Raw genomic sequence first — 19,058 nt, 5'->3', positions numbered from 1 at the left:
CTGAGCTACGGATGCATCAGGGAAACTTACTTTACTGCAGAGTTGATATCGCTGCTAAAGAAATATCGGATAATATGGTGCATCCGGGAGGATTCGAACCTCCGACCGCTCGGTTCGTAGCCGAGTACTCTATCCAGCTGAGCTACGGATGCAAATGGCGGTGAGGCGGGGATTCGAACCCCGGATGCAGCTTTTGACCGCATACTCCCTTAGCAGGGGAGCGCCTTCAGCCTCTCGGCCACCTCACCAACAACGCCTCTTGCGAGTGCTTCGAAGAACTTGTTTCTGCTCATCGTCGCTGCGTGGCGCACATATTACTTTCTGGTACTTATAAGTCAAACAATTTTTCCAGTGCTTTTATCGTTTGCACATTTCACGCGCAATTAGTCTGCAAAAACGGCAAAAAGAGTGTTTTATCAACAGATAAATTGGCGTTTTCTCGGGGGGGGCGGGCAAACAGAAAAATTGAGGAAAAGGCAAAAAGTGCAGTGCAGCAGTGAAAACAGCGTGAAATCAGAAGAACAAGATGGGTGTCAGGAGGTAAAGCGAAAAGGAAAAGTAACAGAAACAGGAAAAGAGAGGCGCTAAATCAGGTTGCGCCTCACCAGAAAGGTGAGACGCGAAAACCTTAGTAACTGGACTGCTGGGATTTTTCAGCCTGGATACGCTGGTAGATCTCTTCCCGATGGACAGAAACTTCTTTCGGGGCGTTTACGCCGATGCGTACCTGGTTGCCCTTCACCCCTAAAACTGTCACGGTGACCTCATCGCCAATCATGAGGGTTTCACCAACTCGACGAGTCAGAATCAGCATTCTTTGCTCCTTGAAAGATTAAAAGAGTCGGGTCTCTCTGTATCCCGGCATTATCCATCATATAACGCCAAAAAGTAAGCGATGACAAACACCTAAGTGTAAGCAGTCACGGCATCACATTCTGTTAAACCTAAGTTTAGCCGATATACACAACTTCAACCTGACTTTATCGTTGTCGATAGCGTTGATGCAAACGCTGCAGATTGACCTCCGCAGCGTTGGATTACGCTTATAATTATTACAGTTTTGCGCTGACCCAGCCTTTCACACTGGCTAACGCTGTAGGCAGAGCTGCGGCATCCGTACCACCGGCTTGCGCCATGTCCGGACGACCACCACCCTTACCGCCTACCTGCTGAGCGACCATACCAATCAGTTCCCCTGCTTTCACACGGTCAGTCACATCCTTAGACACGCCCGCAATCAGAGAAACCTTACCTTCAACTACCGTTGCCAGTACGATAACGGTAGACCCCAGCTGATTTTTCAGATCATCAACCATGGTACGCAGCATTTTAGGTTCAACGTCGGTCAGTTCGCTGACCAGCAGTTTCACGCCGTTGATATCAACCGCTTTACTGGAAAGATTTGCACTCTCCTGCGCGGCGGCCTGTTCCTTCAATTGCTGCAATTCTTTCTCGAGCTGACGCGTACGCTCCAGTACGGAACGCACTTTGTCACCGATATTCTGGCTATCACCTTTCAGCAGATGCGCTATCTCGCTTAAGCGGTCGCTCTCAGCACGCACGGTATTGATAGCACCTTCGCCGGTTACAGCTTCGATACGACGCACACCCGCTGCAGTACCGGACTCAGACACGATGCGGAACAGGCCGATATCACCGGTACGGCTAGCGTGAGTACCACCACACAGTTCGGTAGAGAAATCCCCCATGCTCAGTACGCGCACGTGGTCATCATATTTCTCGCCAAACAGCGCCATTGCGCCTTTGGCTTTCGCCGCGTCGAGATCCATGATGTTAGTTTCAATCGGCAGGTTGCGACGAATTTGCGCATTCACCAGATCTTCAACAGCACGAATTTCAGCTGGTTTCATCGCTTCGGTATGAGAGAAGTCGAAACGCAGAATTTTATCGTTAACCAGTGAGCCTTTCTGTGCCACGTGCGTGCCCAGAACCTGGCGCAGCGCCGCATGCATCAGGTGCGTTGCGGAGTGGTTCAAACGAATACGCGCACGACGCGCTTCATCGACGTCAGCCTGCACGGCATCGCCTACTTTCAGAGAACCCGCAGACAGTTTGCCGATGTGACCAATTGCCTGGCCATATTTTTGCGTATCGCTAACCACAAACGCAAAGCCCGCACCTTTCAGTTCGCCTTTATCGCCAACCTGACCACCTGATTCCGCATAGAACGGCGTCTGGTCAAGGACGACAACAGCTTCCTGGCCTGCGTTAATTGCGTCTACCGCTTTACCATCTACAAACAGCGCGGTAACTTTACCGTTCAGTTCCAGATGCTCGTAGCCTTTAAATTCAGAGGTACCCTCAACGCGAATCATCGCATTGTAGTCGGCACCAAAACCGCTGGCTTCACGCGCGCGACGACGCTGTTCTTCCATTGCGGCTTCAAAGCCCGCTTCGTCAACCTTGATGTTGCGCTCACGGCAAACGTCTGCCGTCAGGTCAACCGGGAAGCCGTAGGTATCGTACAGGCGGAAGGCGGTTTCGCCATCCAGCGTATCGCCGGACAGTTTTGCCAGTTCTTCATCCAGCAGAGCCAGACCACGCTCCAGCGTGCGGGCAAACTGCTCTTCTTCAGTTTTCAGAACCTGCTCAACCAGTGCCTGCTGACGCTTCAGTTCTTCACCCGCAGAACCCATCACCTCGACCAGCGGCCCCACCAGCTTGTAGAAGAAGGTGTCTTTCGCGCCCAGCATGTTGCCATGACGCACCGCACGACGAATGATACGACGCAGCACATAGCCGCGGTTTTCATTCGACGGCACAACACCATCGGCAATCAGGAACGCGCAGGAACGGATATGGTCGGCAATCACGCGCAGCGATTTGTTGCTCAGATCGGTAGCACCGGTGACTTTCGCCACGGATTCAATCAGCGCGCGGAACAGGTCAATATCGTAGTTGGAGTTAACATGTTGCAGCACAGCTGCAATACGCTCCAGACCCATACCGGTATCTACGGACGGCTTCGGCAGCGGTTCCATTGTACCGTCAGCCTGACGGTTAAACTGCATGAAGACGATGTTCCAGATCTCAATGTAGCGATCGCCATCTTCTTCTGCGCTTCCCGGAGGGCCACCCCAAATGTGGTCGCCGTGATCGTAGAAAATTTCGGTGCACGGACCGCAAGGACCGGTGTCACCCATCTGCCAGAAGTTGTCGGAGGCATAGGCCGCACCTTTGTTATCACCAATACGGATGATACGTTCGCGCGGAATACCGACTTCTTTCTCCCAGATTTCAAAGGCTTCATCGTCAGTTTCGTAAACGGTTACCCACAGACGCTCTTTCGGCAGGGCAAACCAGTTTTCACCGGTCAGCAGTTCCCATGCATACTGGATGGCGTCGTGTTTGAAGTAATCGCCGAAGCTGAAGTTACCCAGCATTTCGAAGAAAGTATGGTGACGTGCAGTGTAGCCGACGTTTTCCAGATCATTGTGTTTACCGCCCGCACGTACGCAACGCTGCGAAGTGGTTGCGCGGGAATAATTACGCTTGTCGAGACCAAGGAAAACATCCTTGAACTGGTTCATCCCGGCGTTGGTAAACAACAAAGTAGGGTCATTGTTTGGAACCAGGGAGCTGCTGGCAACTACCTGATGTCCTTTACTGTGGAAAAAATCGAGAAACGCCTGACGGATCTCAGCAGTGCTCTTGCTCATAATTATCCTGAAGAAATCAAGCTAACGAAATGTCATCACCAGCACAGGCACGTAAACAGCGCCGCTGGCAATCGAAAAGTGGGAATAAGATAAGTTTTCTTCACGGGGAAGTAAAATCCCGTATGCGCTCAATCGTCAAAATTTCGCCATATTGTCTGAATATCTTCCATCAGATAGCCGCGATAGAGCAAAAAACGCTGGACCTTCACCTTTTCTGCAAAATCCACCGGCAAGGGCTCACCGTATTTTCTGATGGCTTGATCTCGCGCCAACTGCGCCCACTCAATCTCACATTCACGCATCGCGCGTTCGATGGCTTCGCGGGAAATACCTTTCTGTCCCAACTCCTGGCGCACACGTGCGGGGCCATAGCCTTTACGGCTACGACTGGCGATAAATTGCTGAACGAAACGGTCGTCATCCAGGTAGCGGCTTTCTATACACCAGGCAATAACCTTATCGTAATCCTCTGGCGTAGCATCAATTTCTTCCGGTCCATTTTTTCCCATAACCGGGGCTGCCAGTTTCCGTCGCAGTTCCTGCTCACTGTGATCGCGCATGGCAAGTATGCGCACAGCGCGGTCAAGCAGTCGAGAATACGCGGATCGGCGAGACGTTGAATCTGTCATAGTGCACCTTCAGAAATGGAAAAGGGCCGCATCATATGCAGCCCTTTTTATACGATAAAATCAGATTATCAGAAATCTTCGTTCGTTTCTTTTACGCCTTCACTGCTGTCATCAACGGAGAAGTCCGGTTTTGAATCCTGGTTATTGAGCAGTAACTCGCGAACTTTTTTCTCAATTTCTTTTGCGGTAGTCGGGTTTTCTTTCAGCCAGTTGGTTGCGTTCGCTTTACCCTGACCAATTTTTTCACCGTTGTAGCTGTACCATGCGCCGGCTTTTTCAATCAGCTTCTCTTTCACGCCGAGATCAACCAGTTCACCGTAGAAGTTGATGCCTTCACCGTAAAGGATCTGGAATTCGGCCTGTTTAAACGGCGCAGCAATTTTGTTTTTCACGACCTTAACGCGGGTTTCACTACCGACTACGTTATCGCCCTCTTTCACCGCGCCAATACGACGGATGTCCAGACGAACAGAGGCGTAGAATTTCAGTGCGTTACCACCGGTCGTGGTTTCCGGGTTACCGAACATGACGCCAATCTTCATACGGATCTGATTGATGAAAATCAGCAGCGTATTGGACTGTTTCAGGTTACCCGCCAGTTTACGCATTGCCTGGCTCATCATACGTGCCGCGAGGCCCATGTGAGAGTCACCGATCTCGCCTTCGATTTCCGCCTTCGGCGTCAGCGCGGCAACGGAGTCAACAACGATAACGTCTACGGCACCGGAACGCGCCAGTGCGTCACAGATTTCCAGCGCTTGTTCACCGGTATCTGGCTGAGAGCACAGCAGGTTGTCGATATCAACACCAAGCTTACGGGCATAAACAGGGTCAAGCGCGTGTTCTGCATCGATGAACGCACAGGTTTTACCTTCACGCTGTGCGGCAGCAATCACCTGCAGCGTCAGGGTTGTTTTACCGGAGGATTCTGGCCCGTAGATTTCGACGATACGCCCCATCGGCAAACCGCCTGCACCCAATGCGATATCCAGAGAAAGCGAACCGGTGGAGATGGTTTCCACGTCCATGGAACGGTCTTCACCCAGGCGCATGATGGAGCCTTTACCGAATTGCTTTTCGATCTGGCCCAGCGCTGCCGCCAACGCTTTCTGTTTGTTTTCGTCGATAGCCATTAATTACTCCTGTCATGCCACTCTCGGGTTGAACCAAGAATCGTGAAAGATGATGTTCTGTTGACGCAATTATACTGTATGCTCATACAGTATCAAGTATTTTGTAGAAATTGTTGCCACAGGGTCTGTAACGCATAGGCGGTCGCCTGTCTACGCACCGCATCGCGGTCGCCGCTGAAGCATTCCCGGCGCGTGATCCCCTCGCCGCTTACGCTGGCAAAGGCAAACCAGACGGTCCCAACCGGCTTGTCTTCACTGCCTCCATCCGGCCCGGCAACTCCGCTTATAGAAACGGCGAAATCAGCACGGGCCGCTTTTAGCGCGCCAATGGCCATTTCAACAACCACCGGTTCACTCACCGCGCCATGCTGTGCCAGCGTCGCTTCTCGCACACCAATCATCTGCGACTTGGCTTCGTTACTGTAGGTCACGAATCCGCGCTCAAACCAGGCGGAACTGCCGGCGATATCCGTAATGACTTTCGCTACCCAACCGCCGGTACAGGACTCTGCGGTGGTCATCGTCGCGCCGCGCGCTTTCAATGCCAGCCCTACCTGTTCACTTAACTGCATCAGTTCACTGTCGGTCATTTCAGCCTCTGTCAGTTAAAAAATATGCCGGACAAGATAGCACTTTCAAAACAAATGTGGGGATGAGGAGAGCAATTTACGAGGGGGATTCCGGAAATAGATCCGTCGCGTCAAGAAGATCTGCCGGATGGCGGTGCCAGGCATCCTATCCGGCCTACAAGAGGTTTCCTCCTGTAGACCGGTTGCGGGTAATTACTGTACGCGCGCCAGCGCTACAGCCTGACCTAATTGCCAGACGGCCATCGCGTAATGCGTGCTGTGGTTGTAGCGGGTAATGGTGTAGAAGTTCGGCAGCCCGTACCAGTATTGGTAACCGGTGCCAATATCCAGACGCAGCAGGCTGGCCTGCTGATGGTTACCCAACGACTGCTGTGGCGTCAGACCTGCAGCCGCAAGCTGAGAAATGCTGTACTGGGTTTTAAACCCGTTTGCCAGCCCTGGCGCCTGGCCATTTGCCGGCACCGCCACCGTATCGCCTTTCACCCAACCGTGACCTTTAAAGTAGTTTGCCACACTGCCTATGGCATCCTCCGGATCCCACAGGTTGATGTGCCCATCGCCATTGAAATCAACCGCATATTCTTTGTAAGAGGACGGCATGAACTGCCCGTAGCCCATTGCACCGGCAAAGGAGCCTTTCAGGTCCAGCGGGTCATCGCTTTCATCTCGAGCCATCAGCAGGAAGGTTTCCAGCTCACCGGAGAAGTATTCCGCCCGACGCGGATAGTTAAACGACAGCGTCGCCAGCGCATCCAGAATACGCGTTTTACCCATCACGCGACCCCAGCGGGTTTCGACACCGATAATGCCAACAATAATTTCCGGTGGTACGCCGTAGACCTGCCATGCGCGCTTCAACGCATCTTCATGCTGGTTCCAGAACGCCACGCCATTTTGCACGTTATCTGGCGTGATGAACTGCTTGCGATAGCGCAGCCATGCGCCGTTAGGCCCGGCTGGCGGCTGCGTTGTCGGTGCCTGACGGTCCATCAAGCGCAGAACGTAGTCCAGACGTTTGGCCTGCGACAGGATCTCCTGCAACTGCTGACGGTCAAAGCCGTGCTTGCTCACCATTTTATCGATGAACTGTTGCGCATTCGGATTATTGGCGAAGTCGCCGCCCGACAGCATGACGTTGTGTTGCGGCTCAAGCAGGAAGCCGCCAGAAGGCGTACCCGTTGTCGTTTGAGTCTCTGAAGGTTTTGGTTTGCTACTACAGGCAGCAAGCAACACACAAAGGGGAAGTAATGCTACATAACGACGCTTGAACATGAGACATCCATTAAACAGATTCAGCCAGAGAGAAGTATGGTAAAGCATCCACCGCCACACAAGGAAGCGGTAGTCGCGCTCCTTCGCAGAATTTACCGCCCCTTTCACCGTTTACCACCCCATTTGCGATCCCTCACGCAATAACTTTCACAATAAAATATTTATCTTTCATTTTGCGATCAAAATAACACTTTAAAATCTTTCATTATGATTAAAATAAACCACGTTCTAGCAAATTCCCAACCCCCTACAGGAGAGAATAATGATCGACACCATCACCCTGGGCGCAGAGTGGTTCATCGGGCTGTTTCAGAAAGGCGGAGAAGTGTTCACCAGCATGGTCACCGGGATTCTTCCACTGTTAATTAGCCTGCTGGTCATCATGAACGCGCTCATTAACTTTATTGGCCAGCAGCGAATTGAACGTTTTGCTCAACGCTGTGCCGGAAACCCGCTGTCTCGCTATCTACTGCTGCCGTGCATCGGCACCTTTGTTTTTTGTAATCCGATGACGTTGAGTCTGGGCCGGTTTATGCCCGAGAAGTACAAACCCAGTTACTACGCGGCAGCCTCTTATAGCTGCCACTCAATGAACGGGCTGTTTCCACACATCAATCCCGGCGAACTGTTTGTCTATCTGGGGATCGCCAGCGGCCTGACCACGCTTGGCCTGCCGCTCGGTCCACTCGCGGTGAGCTATCTGCTGGTTGGCCTGGTGACAAACTTCTTCCGCGGCTGGGTGACCGACCTCACCACCTCCATCTTCGAAAAGAAAATGGGCATTCAACTTGAGCAGAAAGTCCATCTGGCGGGAGCGACATCATGAGGCGTATTCGTATTGAAAGAGGTACCGGTGGCTGGGGTGGCCCGCTTGAACTGGACGCAACCCCCGGTAAGAAAATTGTCTATATCACCGCAGGAACACGCCCGGCGATTGTCGACAAGCTGGCACAATTAACCGGTTGGCAGGCTATTGATGGCTTTAAAGAGGGCGAGCCTGCAGAAAACGAAATCGGCGCAGCCATCATCGACTGCGGCGGCACGCTACGCTGCGGTATTTACCCGAAACGCCGGATTCCGACAATTAACATTCATTCCACCGGGAAGTCCGGCCCACTGGCGCAGTACATTACCGAAGATATTTATGTCTCCGGCGTCAAAGAAGACAACATTACCGCAGTCGGTGAAGCCGCCGCGACGCCACCACCGGCAGGCACCACGGCGGGTCGCGACTACGACACCAGTAAAAAGATCACTGAACAGAGCGATGGCCTGCTGGCTAAAGTCGGCATGGGCATGGGTTCCGCCGTGGCGGTATTGTTCCAGTCCGGGCGAGACACGATTGATACCGTACTGAAAACCATTCTGCCGTTTATGGCATTCGTCTCGGCGTTGATCGGCATCATCATGGCCTCCGGTCTGGGTGACTGGATCGCCCACGGACTGGCGCCGCTGGCCAGCCATCCGCTGGGGCTCGTGACGCTGGCATTAATCTGTTCCTTCCCGCTGCTGTCGCCGTTCCTCGGCCCAGGCGCGGTGATCGCTCAGGTTATCGGCGTATTGATTGGTGTGCAGATTGGTCTGGGCAACATCCCTCCACATCTGGCGCTGCCTGCGCTATTCGCGATCAACGCCCAGGCCGCCTGTGACTTCATCCCTGTGGGATTATCACTGGCAGAAGCCCGTCAGGACACCGTGCGCGTCGGCGTGCCGTCCGTACTGGTAAGCCGCTTCCTGACTGGCGCGCCTACCGTTCTCATCGCCTGGTTTGTTTCCGGCTTTATTTATCAATAAGAGGCGCTCAAAGATGACCGTGATCTATCAAACCACCATTACCCGCATTGGCCAGAGCGCACCGGATGCACTCTGTGACCAGATGCTGATTACCTTTCGTGAAGGCGCGCCTGCGGATATCGAAGAGTTTTGTTTCATCCACTGCCACGGCGAGCTAAATGGCATTCTGCAGGCGGGTATTCAGTTTGAGCTGGGCCAGCATCGCTACCCGGTCACCGCCGTGGGTAGTGTGGCAGAAATGAACTTGCGTGAACTGGGGCATATCACCCTGCGCTTCGATGGACAGAGTGAAGCGGAATTTCCTGGCACCGTACACGTTGCGGGGCCGGTACCGGACGCCATCGCGCCGGGCTGTATTTTGAAGTTTGTTGCTTAAGCGTAAAGGAGAGAAAAATGAATCAAGTTGCCGTTGTCATTGGTGGAGGCCAGACCCTGGGGGCATTCCTTTGCCGTGGGCTTGCGACAGAGGGATACCGCGTTGCGGTGGTCGATATTCAAAGCGATAAAGCCGCAAACGTGGCGCAGGAAATTAATGCCGAGTTTGGTGAGGGTACCGCTTACGGCTTTGGTGCCGACGCCACCAGCGAACAAAGCGTGCTGGCGCTATCACGCGGGGTAGATGAGATATTCGGTCGCGCCGACCTGCTGGTTTACAGTGCCGGTATCGCCAAAGCGGCGTTTATCAGCGACTTTGAGCTTGGAGATTTCGACCGCTCGCTGCAGGTGAATCTGGTCGGTTATTTCCTCTGTGCACGTGAATTCTCACGCCTGATGATCCGCGACGGCGTGCAGGGGCGCATTATCCAGATCAACTCAAAATCCGGCAAAGTGGGCAGCAAACACAACTCAGGTTACAGCGCAGCAAAATTCGGCGGCGTGGGCTTAACCCAGTCACTGGCGCTGGATCTCGCGGAATACGGGATTACCGTGCATTCCTTGATGCTCGGTAATCTGTTGAAATCACCGATGTTCCAGTCGTTGTTACCACAGTATGCCACCAAGCTTGGCCTAAAACCGGATGAAGTGGAGCAGTACTATGTGGATAAGGTCCCACTCAAGCGCGGCTGCGATTATCAGGACGTGCTGAACATGTTGCTGTTTTACGCCAGCCCGAAAGCGTCTTACTGCACCGGACAATCGATTAACGTCACCGGCGGTCAGGTGATGTTCTAAGAGGTATGATTGCCGGGTGGCGCTACGCTTATCCGGCATATAATCAAGGAGCAATAACATGGTTTCCGCACTGATTACCGTCGCCGCAATCGCCTGGTGCCTACAGCTAGCGCTGGGCGGCTGGCAAATATCCCGCTTTAATCGCGCGTTCGACAAGCTTTGTCAGCAGGGTCGGGTCGGCGTCGGGCGTTCCGGCGGACGTTTTAAACCGCGCGTTGTGGTTGCTATCGCTCTGGATGAGCAACAGCGGGTAACTGATACGTTATTTATGAAAGGTCTTACCGTATTCGCCAGACCAGGCAAAATTGCCCCGATAATGGGCAAACATCTTGATGAATTACAGCCTGATGTGATCTTTCCCCATGATCCTCTCTCCCAAAATGCACTATCATTGGCGCTTAAACTGAAACATGGATAATTTCGTTATGAATGCTATTAGCTTGCGAAATTATCATTTTGCAACCTACACCCTAAATAATTCGAGTTGCAGGACAAAACGCCTCGGCTGTTTTGAACAGCGCTTGCGCTGGCCCCGAAGGGGTGAGGCCGTAAGGCCGAATAAAGCCTACGCACATGCAGCTTGAAGTATGACGGGTATATACATAAGTCAGGGTAATCACGCCTATGAAACCTCGTCAGCGTCAGGCTGCCATACTGGAGCACCTGCAAAAGCAGGGAAAATGCTCGGTTGAAGAACTGGCCCACTACTTTGACACAACCGGCACGACCATTCGCAAAGACCTGGTCACTCTGGAAAATGCCGGCACCGTCATTCGCACCTATGGCGGCGTAGTATTAAACAAAGACGAATCTGACCCGCCCATCGATCACAAAACGCTAATCAACACGCATAAAAAAGCGCAAATTGCCGAAGCCGCCGTGCGCTTTATTCACGACGGCGACTCAATCATTCTCGACGCAGGCAGCACCGTTTTGCAGATGGTGCCGATGCTCACCCGCTTTAGTAACATCACCGTGATGACCAACAGCCTGCACATTGTTAACGCCCTTTCGGAACTGGACAACGAGCAAACTATCCTGATGCCCGGCGGGACATTTCGCAAAAAATCGGCGTCATTTCACGGACAGCTGGCAGAAAATGCCTTCGAGCAGTTCAGCTTTGATAAACTCTTCATGGGGACCGACGGCATCGATCTGAATGCGGGTGTGACCACCTTTAATGAGGTCTATACCGTCAGCAAGGCGATGTGCAATGCCGCTCGCGAAGTGATTCTGATGGCGGACTCGTCGAAATTCGGGCGCAAAAGCCCCAATGTGGTATGCAGTCTGGAAAGCGTCGACAAGCTGATTACTGATGCGGGCATCGACCCTGCATTTCGTCAGGCGCTGGAAGCAAAAGGGATAGAAGTGATCATAACCGGAGAAACCAATGAGTGATGCACTACTGAACGCGGGCCGTCAGACGTTAATGCTGGAACTCCAGGAAGCCAGCCGACTGCCAGAGCGCCTTGGCGATGACTTTGTTCGTGCCGCCAATACCATCATCCACTGCGAAGGCAAAGTGATTGTCTCCGGAATTGGTAAGTCTGGCCATATTGGCAAAAAAATCGCCGCGACCCTCGCCAGCACCGGCACCCCGGCATTCTTCGTGCATCCAGCGGAAGCACTGCACGGCGACTTAGGCATGATTGAAAGCCGCGATGTGATGCTCTTCATTTCCTACTCTGGCGGCGCGAAAGAGCTGGATCTCATCATTCCGCGTCTGGAAGACAAATCCGTCGCGCTGCTGGCGATGACCGGAAAACCCACCTCGCCATTAGGTCTGGCCGCCAAAGCCGTACTGGATATTTCGGTTGAACGTGAAGCCTGTCCGATGCGTCTGGCACCCACCTCCAGCACCGTCAACACACTGATGATGGGCGATGCGCTGGCAATTGCCGTCATGCAAGCGCGCGGTTTTAACGAAGAGGATTTTGCGCGTTCTCATCCAGCCGGAGCACTGGGCGCTCGTCTGTTAAACAAGGTGCACCACCTGATGCGCCGCGACGACGCCGTACCGCAGGTGACGCTTACTACCAGCGTTATGGACGCCATGCTGGAACTGAGCCGCACCGGTCTGGGTCTGGTGGCGGTCTGCGACGAGCAGTCTCTGGTGAAAGGTGTCTTTACCGACGGTGACCTGCGTCGCTGGCTGGTTGGTGGCGGCGCACTCAGCACGGAAGTACGCGAAGCGATGACCCCGAATGGCGTCACGCTGCAGGCACAAAGCCGCGCGATTGACGCCAAAGAGGTTCTGATGAAGCGCAAAATCACTGCCGCACCGGTGGTGGATGAAAACGGCAAACTCACCGGCGCAATTAACCTGCAGGATTTTTATCAGGCGGGCATTCTCTAATCCTTCAGTCCCAGACGCTTCGCCAGCCGATGCAGGTTGGCGACGTCGGTTTCCAGCGCCCGCGCGCTTGCCGCCCAGCTATGGTTATTCTGCGCCAGCGCCCGGCGGATCATATCCCGCTGAAAAGACTCCGTGGCTTCGCGCAGATTGTGATTCTGCGGGATCTCCGCCATGACGTCGGCTTCAGCCTGCGGCGTATGCGCCTCTTCCTGTAAGGCAAAGTGCTGCGGCTCCAGCACCACTTCATCCCCTGCCCTTGTTGCCCTGGCCAGCACCACCGCACGATGAATAGCATGTTCCAGCTCACGCACGTTACCCGGCCAACCGTAGCTCAGCAGATGGCGATGCGCACCAGGGCTTAGCACCACACGGGAAAGTCCCAGCCGCAGCCGGCACTGTTCGCAAAAATAACCCGCCAGCAAAACCACATCTTCACCGCGCTCACGCAGCGGTGGCACCGAAAGGGGAAAGACGCTCAGACGGTGGAACAGGTCGGCGCGGAAATTCCCGGCCAGCACCTCTTCGCGTAAATCACGGTTGGTGGCTGCCAGCACGCGAACATCCACCCGCAAGCTGCGATCGTCACCCACTCGCTGAATATCACCGTACTGCAACACGCGCAGCAGCTTGGCCTGCAACGCCAGTGACAGTTCGCCAATCTCGTCCAGGAACAGCGTGCCGTTGTCCGCCATTTCAAACTTGCCGCTACGGTTGCTGATGGCCCCGGTAAAGGCACCTTTCACATGGCCAAACAGTTCGCTTTCCGCGACGCTTTCTGGCAACGCGGCACAGTTAAGATACACCAGCGGATTCACCGCACGCGGAGAGCCTTCATGAATTGCTTTCGCCACCAGCTCTTTCCCGGTTCCCGTTTCGCCGCTGATTAAGACGTTAAGATCGGAGCCTGCCACAATTTCAATCTCTTTTTTCAGCTGCATCATATTAGGCGACAGGCCTATCATCTGCGTTTCCGTCACCTGTTCGAAAGCGGTGGACGAACCCGGCAGCATATTCTGGCTTTCCAGCTGTTCAATCAGCAGCGCATTGCTCAGCGCCCCCGCCGCCAGTGCGGCAATCAACCTAAGCTCTTCATCGCTGAAGACATCGAACTGATCCGGCTCCATACCATCCAGCGTCAGCGCGCCAATTAAATTTTGTCCGGCAAACAGCGGCAGCCCAATGCAGGCATGGACCTTCAGGCTTTCCTGGCCGGGGATCAGCCCATCGTACGGATCGGGCAAATCGCTGTCGGCTGGAAAACGCACCACGTCCCCGGCGCGGGCAATCGCTTCCAGACGCGGATGCCCCTCCAGCGTAAACCGTCTGCCGAGAACATCCTGCGCCAGCCCGTCGATCGCCAGCGGAATAAACTGTCGTGATTCATAGCGCAGCAGCGCCGACGCATCACACTCCAGCACCTGACGCAGCGTCGTGATCAGGCGTTGAAAACGATCCTGATGCCCAATACCGCTTTGTAATTCAATGGCGATACCCGCCAGCACATCAACGGAAAAACTCATGACTACCTCATTGTCATTTTGACAATGCATATTGTCATATTGACAACAAAAAGCATAGTCATTTTGACAGCTCATTTAGAGAGGTAAAACATTAAACTGTTATAAATCAATTAAATAAAAAGTTGGCACGCAACCTGCAATAAGCAAAACATCTTTTTTAGAAACACGCTAAATTAATTACTGAGGTTGCTATGTCTATTCTGGTTAAAAATAACATTCATTGGGTTGGCCAACGTGACTGGGAAGTTCGTGATTTCCACGGGACCGAATACAAAACGCTGCGCGGTAGCAGCTACAACAGCTATCTTATCCGTGAAGAAAAAAATGTCCTGATCGATACAGTAGACCACAAGTTTAGCCGTGAATTCGTGCAGAATCTTCGCAATGAAATTGACCTGGCAGATATTGACTACATCATCATTAACCATGCAGAAGAAGACCACGCCGGTGCGCTGACCGAGCTGATGTCCTGCATCCCGGACACGCCGATTTACTGCACCGCTAACGCTATTGACTCCATCACCGGCCACCACCATCACCCGGAATGGAACTTCAACGTGGTAAAAACCGGTGACTCACTGGATATCGGTAATGGCAAACAGCTGATCTTCGTTGAAACCCCGATGCTGCACTGGCCGGACAGCATGATGACTTACATGACCGGTGACGCCGTGCTGTTCAGTAACGATGCTTTTGGTCAGCACTACTGTGACGAACGTCTGTTCAACGACGAAGTAGATCAGACTGAACTGTTCGAACAGTGCCAGCGCTACTACGCCAACATCCTGACACCGTTCAGCCGCCTGGTTACGCCAAAAATCACTGAAATCCTCGGCTTCAATCTGCCGGTTGACATGATTGCCACCTCTCACGGTGTGGTATGGCGCGACAACCCAACGCAGATCGTTGAGATGTACCTGAAATGGGCGGCGGATTATCAGGAAGACCGCATCACCATTTTCTACGACACCATGTCCAACAACACCCGTATGATGGCCGACGCCATTGCCCAGGGCATCAACGAAGTTGACCCGAACGTGGCAGTGAAAATCTTTAACGTCGCCCGCAGCGATAAAAACGAAGTCCTGACGAACGTCTTCCGCTCTAAAGGCGTGCTGGTCGGCACCTCCACGATGAACAACGTGATGATGCCGAAGATCGCCGGTCTGGTCGAAGAGATGACCGGCCTGCGTTTTCGCAATAAACGCGCCAGCGCCTTCGGCTCACACGGCTGGAGCGGCGGTGCGGTAGACCGTCTGTCCACGCGTCTGCAGGATGCCGGTTTTGAAATGTCCCTGAGCCTGAAAGCCAAATGGCGCCCGGATCTGGATGCGCTGGAACTGTGCCGTCAGCACGGTCGTGAAATTGCACGTCAGTGGGCGCTCGCTCCACTGCCGGAAACCAGCGTCAAAGCCGCAACCAAAGAGGAAGAGTGCGCCTGTGCCGCCGCCGCGGCCGCTGACCTTGGACCTTGCATGCAGTGCAGCGTTTGCCAGTGGATCTACGATCCAGAAAAAGGCGAGCCGCTGCAGGATGTCGCACCGGGTACACCGTGGAGCGACGTGCCGGAAAACTTCCTGTGCCCGGAATGTTCATTAGGCAAAGACGTCTTCGACGTACTGGCTACGGAGGCAAAATGAGCCGCGGAATTGTCATTATTGGTTCGGGCTTCGCCGCCCGCCAGTTAGTCAAAAATATCCGTAAGCAGGATGCGACTGTCCCGCTGACCCTGATTGCCGCTGACAGCATCGATGAGTACAACAAGCCCGATCTCAGCCATGTTATCAGCCAGGCACAGCGTGCCGACGACCTCACCCGCCAGTCGGCGGGGGAGTTTGCCGAACAGTTTAATTTGCGCCTGTTCCCGCACACCTGGGTGACCGACATCGATGCCGATGCTCACGTAGTGAAAAGCCAGGACAAGCAGTGGCAGTATGACAAGCTGGTGCTGGCTACGGGGGCATCAGCCTTTGTACCGCCGGTGACCGGACGTGAGTTAATGCTCACACTGAACAGCCAGCAGGAGTATCGCGCCTGTGAAACGCAACTGCGCGATGCGCAGCGAGTCCTGATTGTTGGCGGTGGTTTGATTGGCAGCGAGCTGGCGATGGATTTCTGCCGTGCCGGTAAAGCGGTGACGCTTATCGATAACGCCGCCAGCATTCTGGCCTCGTTAATGCCGCCAGAAGTCAGCAGCCGTTTACAGCATCGTCTGACCGATATGGGCGTACACCTGCTGCTGAAATCACAGTTGCAGAGTCTGGAGAAAACCAGCACCGGTATTCGCGCCACGCTCGATCGTAACCGCAGTGTAGACGTTGATGCGGTGATTGCCGCAACCGGTCTGCGTGCAGAAACCGCGCTGGCGCGTCGCGCCGGGTTAACCATCAATCGCGGCGTTTGCGTTGACAGCTATCTGCAAACCAGCCACCCGGATATTTACGCCCTCGGTGACTGCGCAGAAATTAATGGTCAGGTCCTGCCGTTCCTGCAGCCGATTCAGCTCAGCGCGATGTATCTGGCGAAAAACCTGCTCGGCGGCAATGCCCCGCTGAAGCTGCCAGCCATGCTGGTAAAAATCAAAACGCCGGAGCTGCCATTACACCTGGCAGGGGAAACCCAGCGTCGCGATCTGAACTGGCATATTGCGGCTGAAGCAGAAGGTATGGTCGCCAGAGGAATGAACAGCGAAGGCCAACTGTGTGCCTTCGTGGTGAGCGAAGATCGTATGAAGGAGGCCTTCGCGCTGCTGAAAACACTGCCCGTGTAAACAATGTTGTGCCATTGCTTGTTTTATTAACCTCACGCACACGGATGTGCGTTGCCACTTGTCGGTATGCCCCGACTTGCTTTTCTTGCCCCGCCAGTCTCGGGGCTTTTTTTATTTCTACGGCAATGCCCGCGCCGCGGCAATCACGCCCTGCCCCAGCGACAATCCTCCATCCCCAGCCGGTAAACGCTGCGGGAACAGTAACGTAAAGTCATGCAGATAAAACGCCAGACGGGCTGACAGCAAACGGTTATGCATCACGCCCCCGCTAAATACCAGCGTCGTAATACCGCGTAACTGTGCCTGTTGGCGCATTAGCGTGGCAAACCCACGCGCCAGCGCATCGTGGAAAGCCCAGGCGCGTTCAGGGGGAGTCGCCTGCCAGTTCAGCCACTGCTGCCAGAAAACCGCCAAATCCAACTGGTTGTTGTTAAGCGGTATGGTGACCGGGTGTTCAACGCCTGCACATTGTGACGCTAACGCCTCCAGCGCACAGGCGGCCTCGCCTTCATAGCTCAGGGATTGTGGTGCGCACTGCAGTGCGGCGGCAACGGCATCAAACAAGCGTCCACACGATGATACCAACGGCGCGTTGATCCCACGCTCGATGGCACGAGCCAGTACGCTCCAGTTTTGCTGCTGCACAAACGCTGTTTCCGGATAACGCTGCCAGTCAGGCACAAAGCGCAGACACTGCGCCAGCAGATTGCGCCACGGCTGTTTTGCCGCCAGATCGCCTCCCACCAGCGCCACCGCGGGCAAGCCACCCAGGTATTCGCATTCGCGATAATTCACCCTTAGGCACTCGCCACCCCACAGCGCACCGTTTTCGCCCATGCCGATACCATCCAGCGTCAGGGCAATGACATCGCCACCGTTCAACGGCCAGCCGTGCTCAGCCAGGCAGGCAGCAGCATGCGCATGATGGTGCAGCACCGTTTCAATTGGCAACGTCATCTCACGGGCCCACTGGCTGGAAACGTAGCCAGGATGCGCGTCGCAGACGATACGCTGCGGGGTAAAATCATAAATGTTCTGGATCAGATGCAGCGCATCGCGCCACTGATGCTGAATGCCGTCATCGCTCAGATCGCCCAGATGCTGACTAATCACCGCCTGTTCCCCCCGGATCAGACAGAACGTATTTTTCAGATCAGCGCCTAAGCACAGCATCGGCGGCACGTCGCGAAAACCTGGCGGCAGCGCCACGGCATCTGGCACGTAGCCTCGGGAGCGACGCAGCATCTCCCCGCTTTCGCGCACCACGGAGTCATCCATGCGCTGCACAATCTCGCGGTTATGCAGCAAAAAGCCGTCGGCAATGTCGTGCAAATCGTCCAGCGCCTGCGCATTAGTAATGGCTGGCGGTCTGCCGCTAAGGTTGCCGGAGGTCATCACCAGCGGCCCCTTCATCTCCTGCAACAGCAAGTGCTGTAACGGGTTGGCAGGCAACATGACGCCGACCTCGGTAAGTCCTGGCGCAATCCCTTCGCACAGTGAAACCACATACTGTTTATTGACCAACACGATGGGGGCAGCGGGCGTAGTCAGCAAACGCCGTGCCGCTTCTGGCAGTCCGTCATCCCCCGGCAGCATTACCGCCAGCGGTTTAGCCGGGCGATGTTTACGCCGACGGAGTAGCGCCACAGCAGCGTCGTTGCGCGCATCACAGACCAGATGAAATCCACCAATGCCTTTAACCGCCACAATGCCACCGGCTTTCAACCGCGTAACCGCCGCCTGTAACGCCGGTTCTTTTTCCGCTCGCTCGTCTGCGCTTATCCACGCCAGATGCGGGCCACACGCTGGGCAGGCGACAGGCTGGGCATGAAAACGACGATCATACGGATCGCGATATTCAGCATCGCATTGTGGGCACAACGGGAATGAAGCCATGACGGTAAACGGACGGTCATACGGCATTGCGCGAATAATGGTGAAGCGCGGGCCGCAGTGGGTACAGTTGATAAAAGGGTAACGATAACGGCGTTCACCGGGGGTGTTCATTTCAGCAAGACATTCAGGGCAGGTTGCAGCGTCCGGTACGATCTGCGTATTCATCGTTCCGCCAGCGCTTTGGCGGATGGAGAAATCTGCAGGTCGTTGTTGCCAGACAAACGGCGCACTCTCGACGCTATCAA

The 19,058-nt window shown here is 54.4% G+C and carries 17 protein-coding genes and 2 tRNA genes; 9 read left to right on the top strand and 10 right to left on the bottom strand.

Annotation, left to right across the window (positions count from 1 at the left end; translation table 11 throughout):
* Window positions 1–75 precede the first annotated feature (75 nt).
* The 8 genes from FDW95_RS21515 to mltB form a co-directional block, all read right to left on the bottom strand.
* Window positions 76–152: transfer RNA gene (locus FDW95_RS21515), tRNA-Arg, on the bottom strand.
* Window positions 153–155: 3 nt separating this feature from the next.
* Window positions 156–248 (bottom strand) — tRNA-Ser (locus FDW95_RS21510).
* A gap of 380 nt (window positions 249–628) precedes the next feature.
* Complete coding sequence (gene csrA / locus FDW95_RS21505; protein ID WP_000906486.1) at window positions 629–814, bottom strand: carbon storage regulator CsrA; 186 nt, start codon at window positions 812–814, stop codon at window positions 629–631.
* Between the two features lie 238 nt (window positions 815–1,052).
* Entirely contained in the window at window positions 1,053–3,680 is a 2,628-nt protein-coding gene (gene alaS / locus FDW95_RS21500; protein ID WP_137363607.1) for an alanine--tRNA ligase, read from the bottom strand.
* 128 nt (window positions 3,681–3,808) lie between these two features.
* On the bottom strand, window positions 3,809–4,309 hold the full coding sequence (gene recX, locus FDW95_RS21495; RefSeq protein WP_115257639.1) for a recombination regulator RecX: 501 nt from the start codon (window positions 4,307–4,309) through the stop codon (window positions 3,809–3,811).
* 68 nt (window positions 4,310–4,377) lie between these two features.
* Window positions 4,378–5,442: a recombinase RecA gene (gene recA, locus FDW95_RS21490; protein ID WP_115257638.1), complete on the bottom strand. Its 1,065-nt coding sequence runs from the start codon at window positions 5,440–5,442 to the stop codon at window positions 4,378–4,380.
* Window positions 5,443–5,534: 92 nt separating this feature from the next.
* Complete coding sequence (pncC, locus tag FDW95_RS21485; protein WP_096755986.1) at window positions 5,535–6,032, bottom strand: nicotinamide-nucleotide amidase; 498 nt, start codon at window positions 6,030–6,032, stop codon at window positions 5,535–5,537.
* Window positions 6,033–6,224: 192 nt separating this feature from the next.
* Complete coding sequence (gene mltB / locus FDW95_RS21480; protein WP_096755985.1) at window positions 6,225–7,304, bottom strand: lytic murein transglycosylase B; 1,080 nt, start codon at window positions 7,302–7,304, stop codon at window positions 6,225–6,227.
* A gap of 262 nt (window positions 7,305–7,566) precedes the next feature.
* On the opposite strand from mltB, the gene srlA reads away from it, so the two are divergent.
* From srlA to gutQ, 7 genes are all read left to right on the top strand, one after another.
* On the top strand, window positions 7,567–8,130 hold the full coding sequence (gene srlA, locus FDW95_RS21475; RefSeq protein ID WP_096755984.1) for a PTS glucitol/sorbitol transporter subunit IIC: 564 nt from the start codon (window positions 7,567–7,569) through the stop codon (window positions 8,128–8,130).
* Window positions 8,127–9,098 (top strand): PTS glucitol/sorbitol transporter subunit IIB, encoded by a 972-nt coding sequence (locus FDW95_RS21470; protein ID WP_115257637.1) that lies wholly within the window; start codon window positions 8,127–8,129, stop codon window positions 9,096–9,098. Before srlA ends, FDW95_RS21470 begins: the two co-directional genes overlap by 4 nt.
* A gap of 13 nt (window positions 9,099–9,111) precedes the next feature.
* The gene (gene srlB, locus FDW95_RS21465) at window positions 9,112–9,474 is read left to right on the top strand and encodes a PTS glucitol/sorbitol transporter subunit IIA (protein WP_117343187.1); all 363 of its coding nucleotides are present in this window, start codon (window positions 9,112–9,114) and stop codon (window positions 9,472–9,474) included.
* A 17-nt stretch (window positions 9,475–9,491) separates the two neighbouring features.
* Window positions 9,492–10,271, top strand: coding sequence for a sorbitol-6-phosphate dehydrogenase (srlD, locus tag FDW95_RS21460; RefSeq protein ID WP_115257636.1), 780 nt, complete (start codon window positions 9,492–9,494; stop codon window positions 10,269–10,271).
* A 58-nt stretch (window positions 10,272–10,329) separates the two neighbouring features.
* Window positions 10,330–10,689 carry a transcriptional regulator GutM gene (gutM, locus tag FDW95_RS21455; protein ID WP_115257635.1) on the top strand — a complete coding sequence of 120 codons (360 nt, stop codon included), beginning with the start codon at window positions 10,330–10,332 and terminating at the stop codon, window positions 10,687–10,689.
* Window positions 10,690–10,895: 206 nt separating this feature from the next.
* A complete protein-coding gene (locus FDW95_RS21450) occupies window positions 10,896–11,669 on the top strand; it encodes a DNA-binding transcriptional repressor (RefSeq protein WP_115257634.1) in 774 nt (257 codons plus the stop codon).
* Entirely contained in the window at window positions 11,662–12,627 is a 966-nt protein-coding gene (gene gutQ, locus FDW95_RS21445; RefSeq protein WP_096755978.1) for an arabinose-5-phosphate isomerase GutQ, read from the top strand. The genes FDW95_RS21450 and gutQ overlap by 8 nt, the downstream gene beginning before the upstream one ends.
* Here the strand turns inward: gutQ and norR are convergent.
* Window positions 12,624–14,147 (bottom strand): nitric oxide reductase transcriptional regulator NorR, encoded by a 1,524-nt coding sequence (norR, locus tag FDW95_RS21440; RefSeq protein ID WP_115257633.1) that lies wholly within the window; start codon window positions 14,145–14,147, stop codon window positions 12,624–12,626. The two genes, gutQ and norR, sit on opposite strands and share 4 nt — an antisense overlap.
* A 191-nt stretch (window positions 14,148–14,338) precedes the next feature.
* On the opposite strand from norR, the gene norV reads away from it, so the two are divergent.
* On the top strand, window positions 14,339–15,787 hold the full coding sequence (norV, locus tag FDW95_RS21430; protein WP_096755976.1) for an anaerobic nitric oxide reductase flavorubredoxin: 1,449 nt from the start codon (window positions 14,339–14,341) through the stop codon (window positions 15,785–15,787).
* On the top strand, window positions 15,784–16,917 hold the full coding sequence (gene norW, locus FDW95_RS21425) for an NADH:flavorubredoxin reductase NorW (RefSeq protein ID WP_096755975.1): 1,134 nt from the start codon (window positions 15,784–15,786) through the stop codon (window positions 16,915–16,917). Before norV ends, norW begins: the two co-directional genes overlap by 4 nt.
* Before the next feature lie 117 nt (window positions 16,918–17,034).
* Here norW and hypF read toward each other — a convergent pair.
* Window positions 17,035–19,058 (bottom strand): carbamoyltransferase HypF (hypF, locus tag FDW95_RS21420; RefSeq protein WP_249359295.1); only part of this gene is annotated, 2,024 nt, incomplete at its 5' end.

It is taken from the genome of Citrobacter sp. wls718 (assembly GCF_005280945.1).
GTDB lineage: Bacteria > Pseudomonadota > Gammaproteobacteria > Enterobacterales > Enterobacteriaceae > Citrobacter > Citrobacter gillenii.
The sequence above is the reverse complement of the archived record's forward strand: the minus strand, read 5'-3'. Positions and strand labels throughout refer to the sequence as shown.

Excerpts from the sequence above, each read along its gene's own strand:
- alaS (WP_137363607.1), bottom strand. The coding sequence starts at position 3,680 with ATGAGCAAGAGCACTGCTGAGATCCGTCAGGCGTTTCTCGATTTTTTC.
- srlA (WP_096755984.1), top strand. The coding sequence starts at position 7,567 with ATGATCGACACCATCACCCTGGGCGCAGAGTGGTTCATCGGGCTGTTT.
- mltB (WP_096755985.1), bottom strand. The coding sequence starts at position 7,304 with ATGTTCAAGCGTCGTTATGTAGCATTACTTCCCCTTTGTGTGTTGCTT.
- norV (WP_096755976.1), top strand. The coding sequence starts at position 14,339 with ATGTCTATTCTGGTTAAAAATAACATTCATTGGGTTGGCCAACGTGAC.
- gutQ (WP_096755978.1), top strand. The coding sequence starts at position 11,662 with ATGAGTGATGCACTACTGAACGCGGGCCGTCAGACGTTAATGCTGGAA.
- FDW95_RS21470 (WP_115257637.1), top strand. The coding sequence starts at position 8,127 with ATGAGGCGTATTCGTATTGAAAGAGGTACCGGTGGCTGGGGTGGCCCG.
- recX (WP_115257639.1), bottom strand. The coding sequence starts at position 4,309 with ATGACAGATTCAACGTCTCGCCGATCCGCGTATTCTCGACTGCTTGAC.
- srlD (WP_115257636.1), top strand. The coding sequence starts at position 9,492 with ATGAATCAAGTTGCCGTTGTCATTGGTGGAGGCCAGACCCTGGGGGCA.
- gutM (WP_115257635.1), top strand. The coding sequence starts at position 10,330 with ATGGTTTCCGCACTGATTACCGTCGCCGCAATCGCCTGGTGCCTACAG.
- pncC (WP_096755986.1), bottom strand. The coding sequence starts at position 6,032 with ATGACCGACAGTGAACTGATGCAGTTAAGTGAACAGGTAGGGCTGGCA.
- srlB (WP_117343187.1), top strand. The coding sequence starts at position 9,112 with ATGACCGTGATCTATCAAACCACCATTACCCGCATTGGCCAGAGCGCA.
- norW (WP_096755975.1), top strand. The coding sequence starts at position 15,784 with ATGAGCCGCGGAATTGTCATTATTGGTTCGGGCTTCGCCGCCCGCCAG.
- recA (WP_115257638.1), bottom strand. The coding sequence starts at position 5,442 with ATGGCTATCGACGAAAACAAACAGAAAGCGTTGGCGGCAGCGCTGGGC.
- FDW95_RS21450 (WP_115257634.1), top strand. The coding sequence starts at position 10,896 with ATGAAACCTCGTCAGCGTCAGGCTGCCATACTGGAGCACCTGCAAAAG.
- norR (WP_115257633.1), bottom strand. The coding sequence starts at position 14,147 with ATGAGTTTTTCCGTTGATGTGCTGGCGGGTATCGCCATTGAATTACAA.
- csrA (WP_000906486.1), bottom strand. The coding sequence starts at position 814 with ATGCTGATTCTGACTCGTCGAGTTGGTGAAACCCTCATGATTGGCGAT.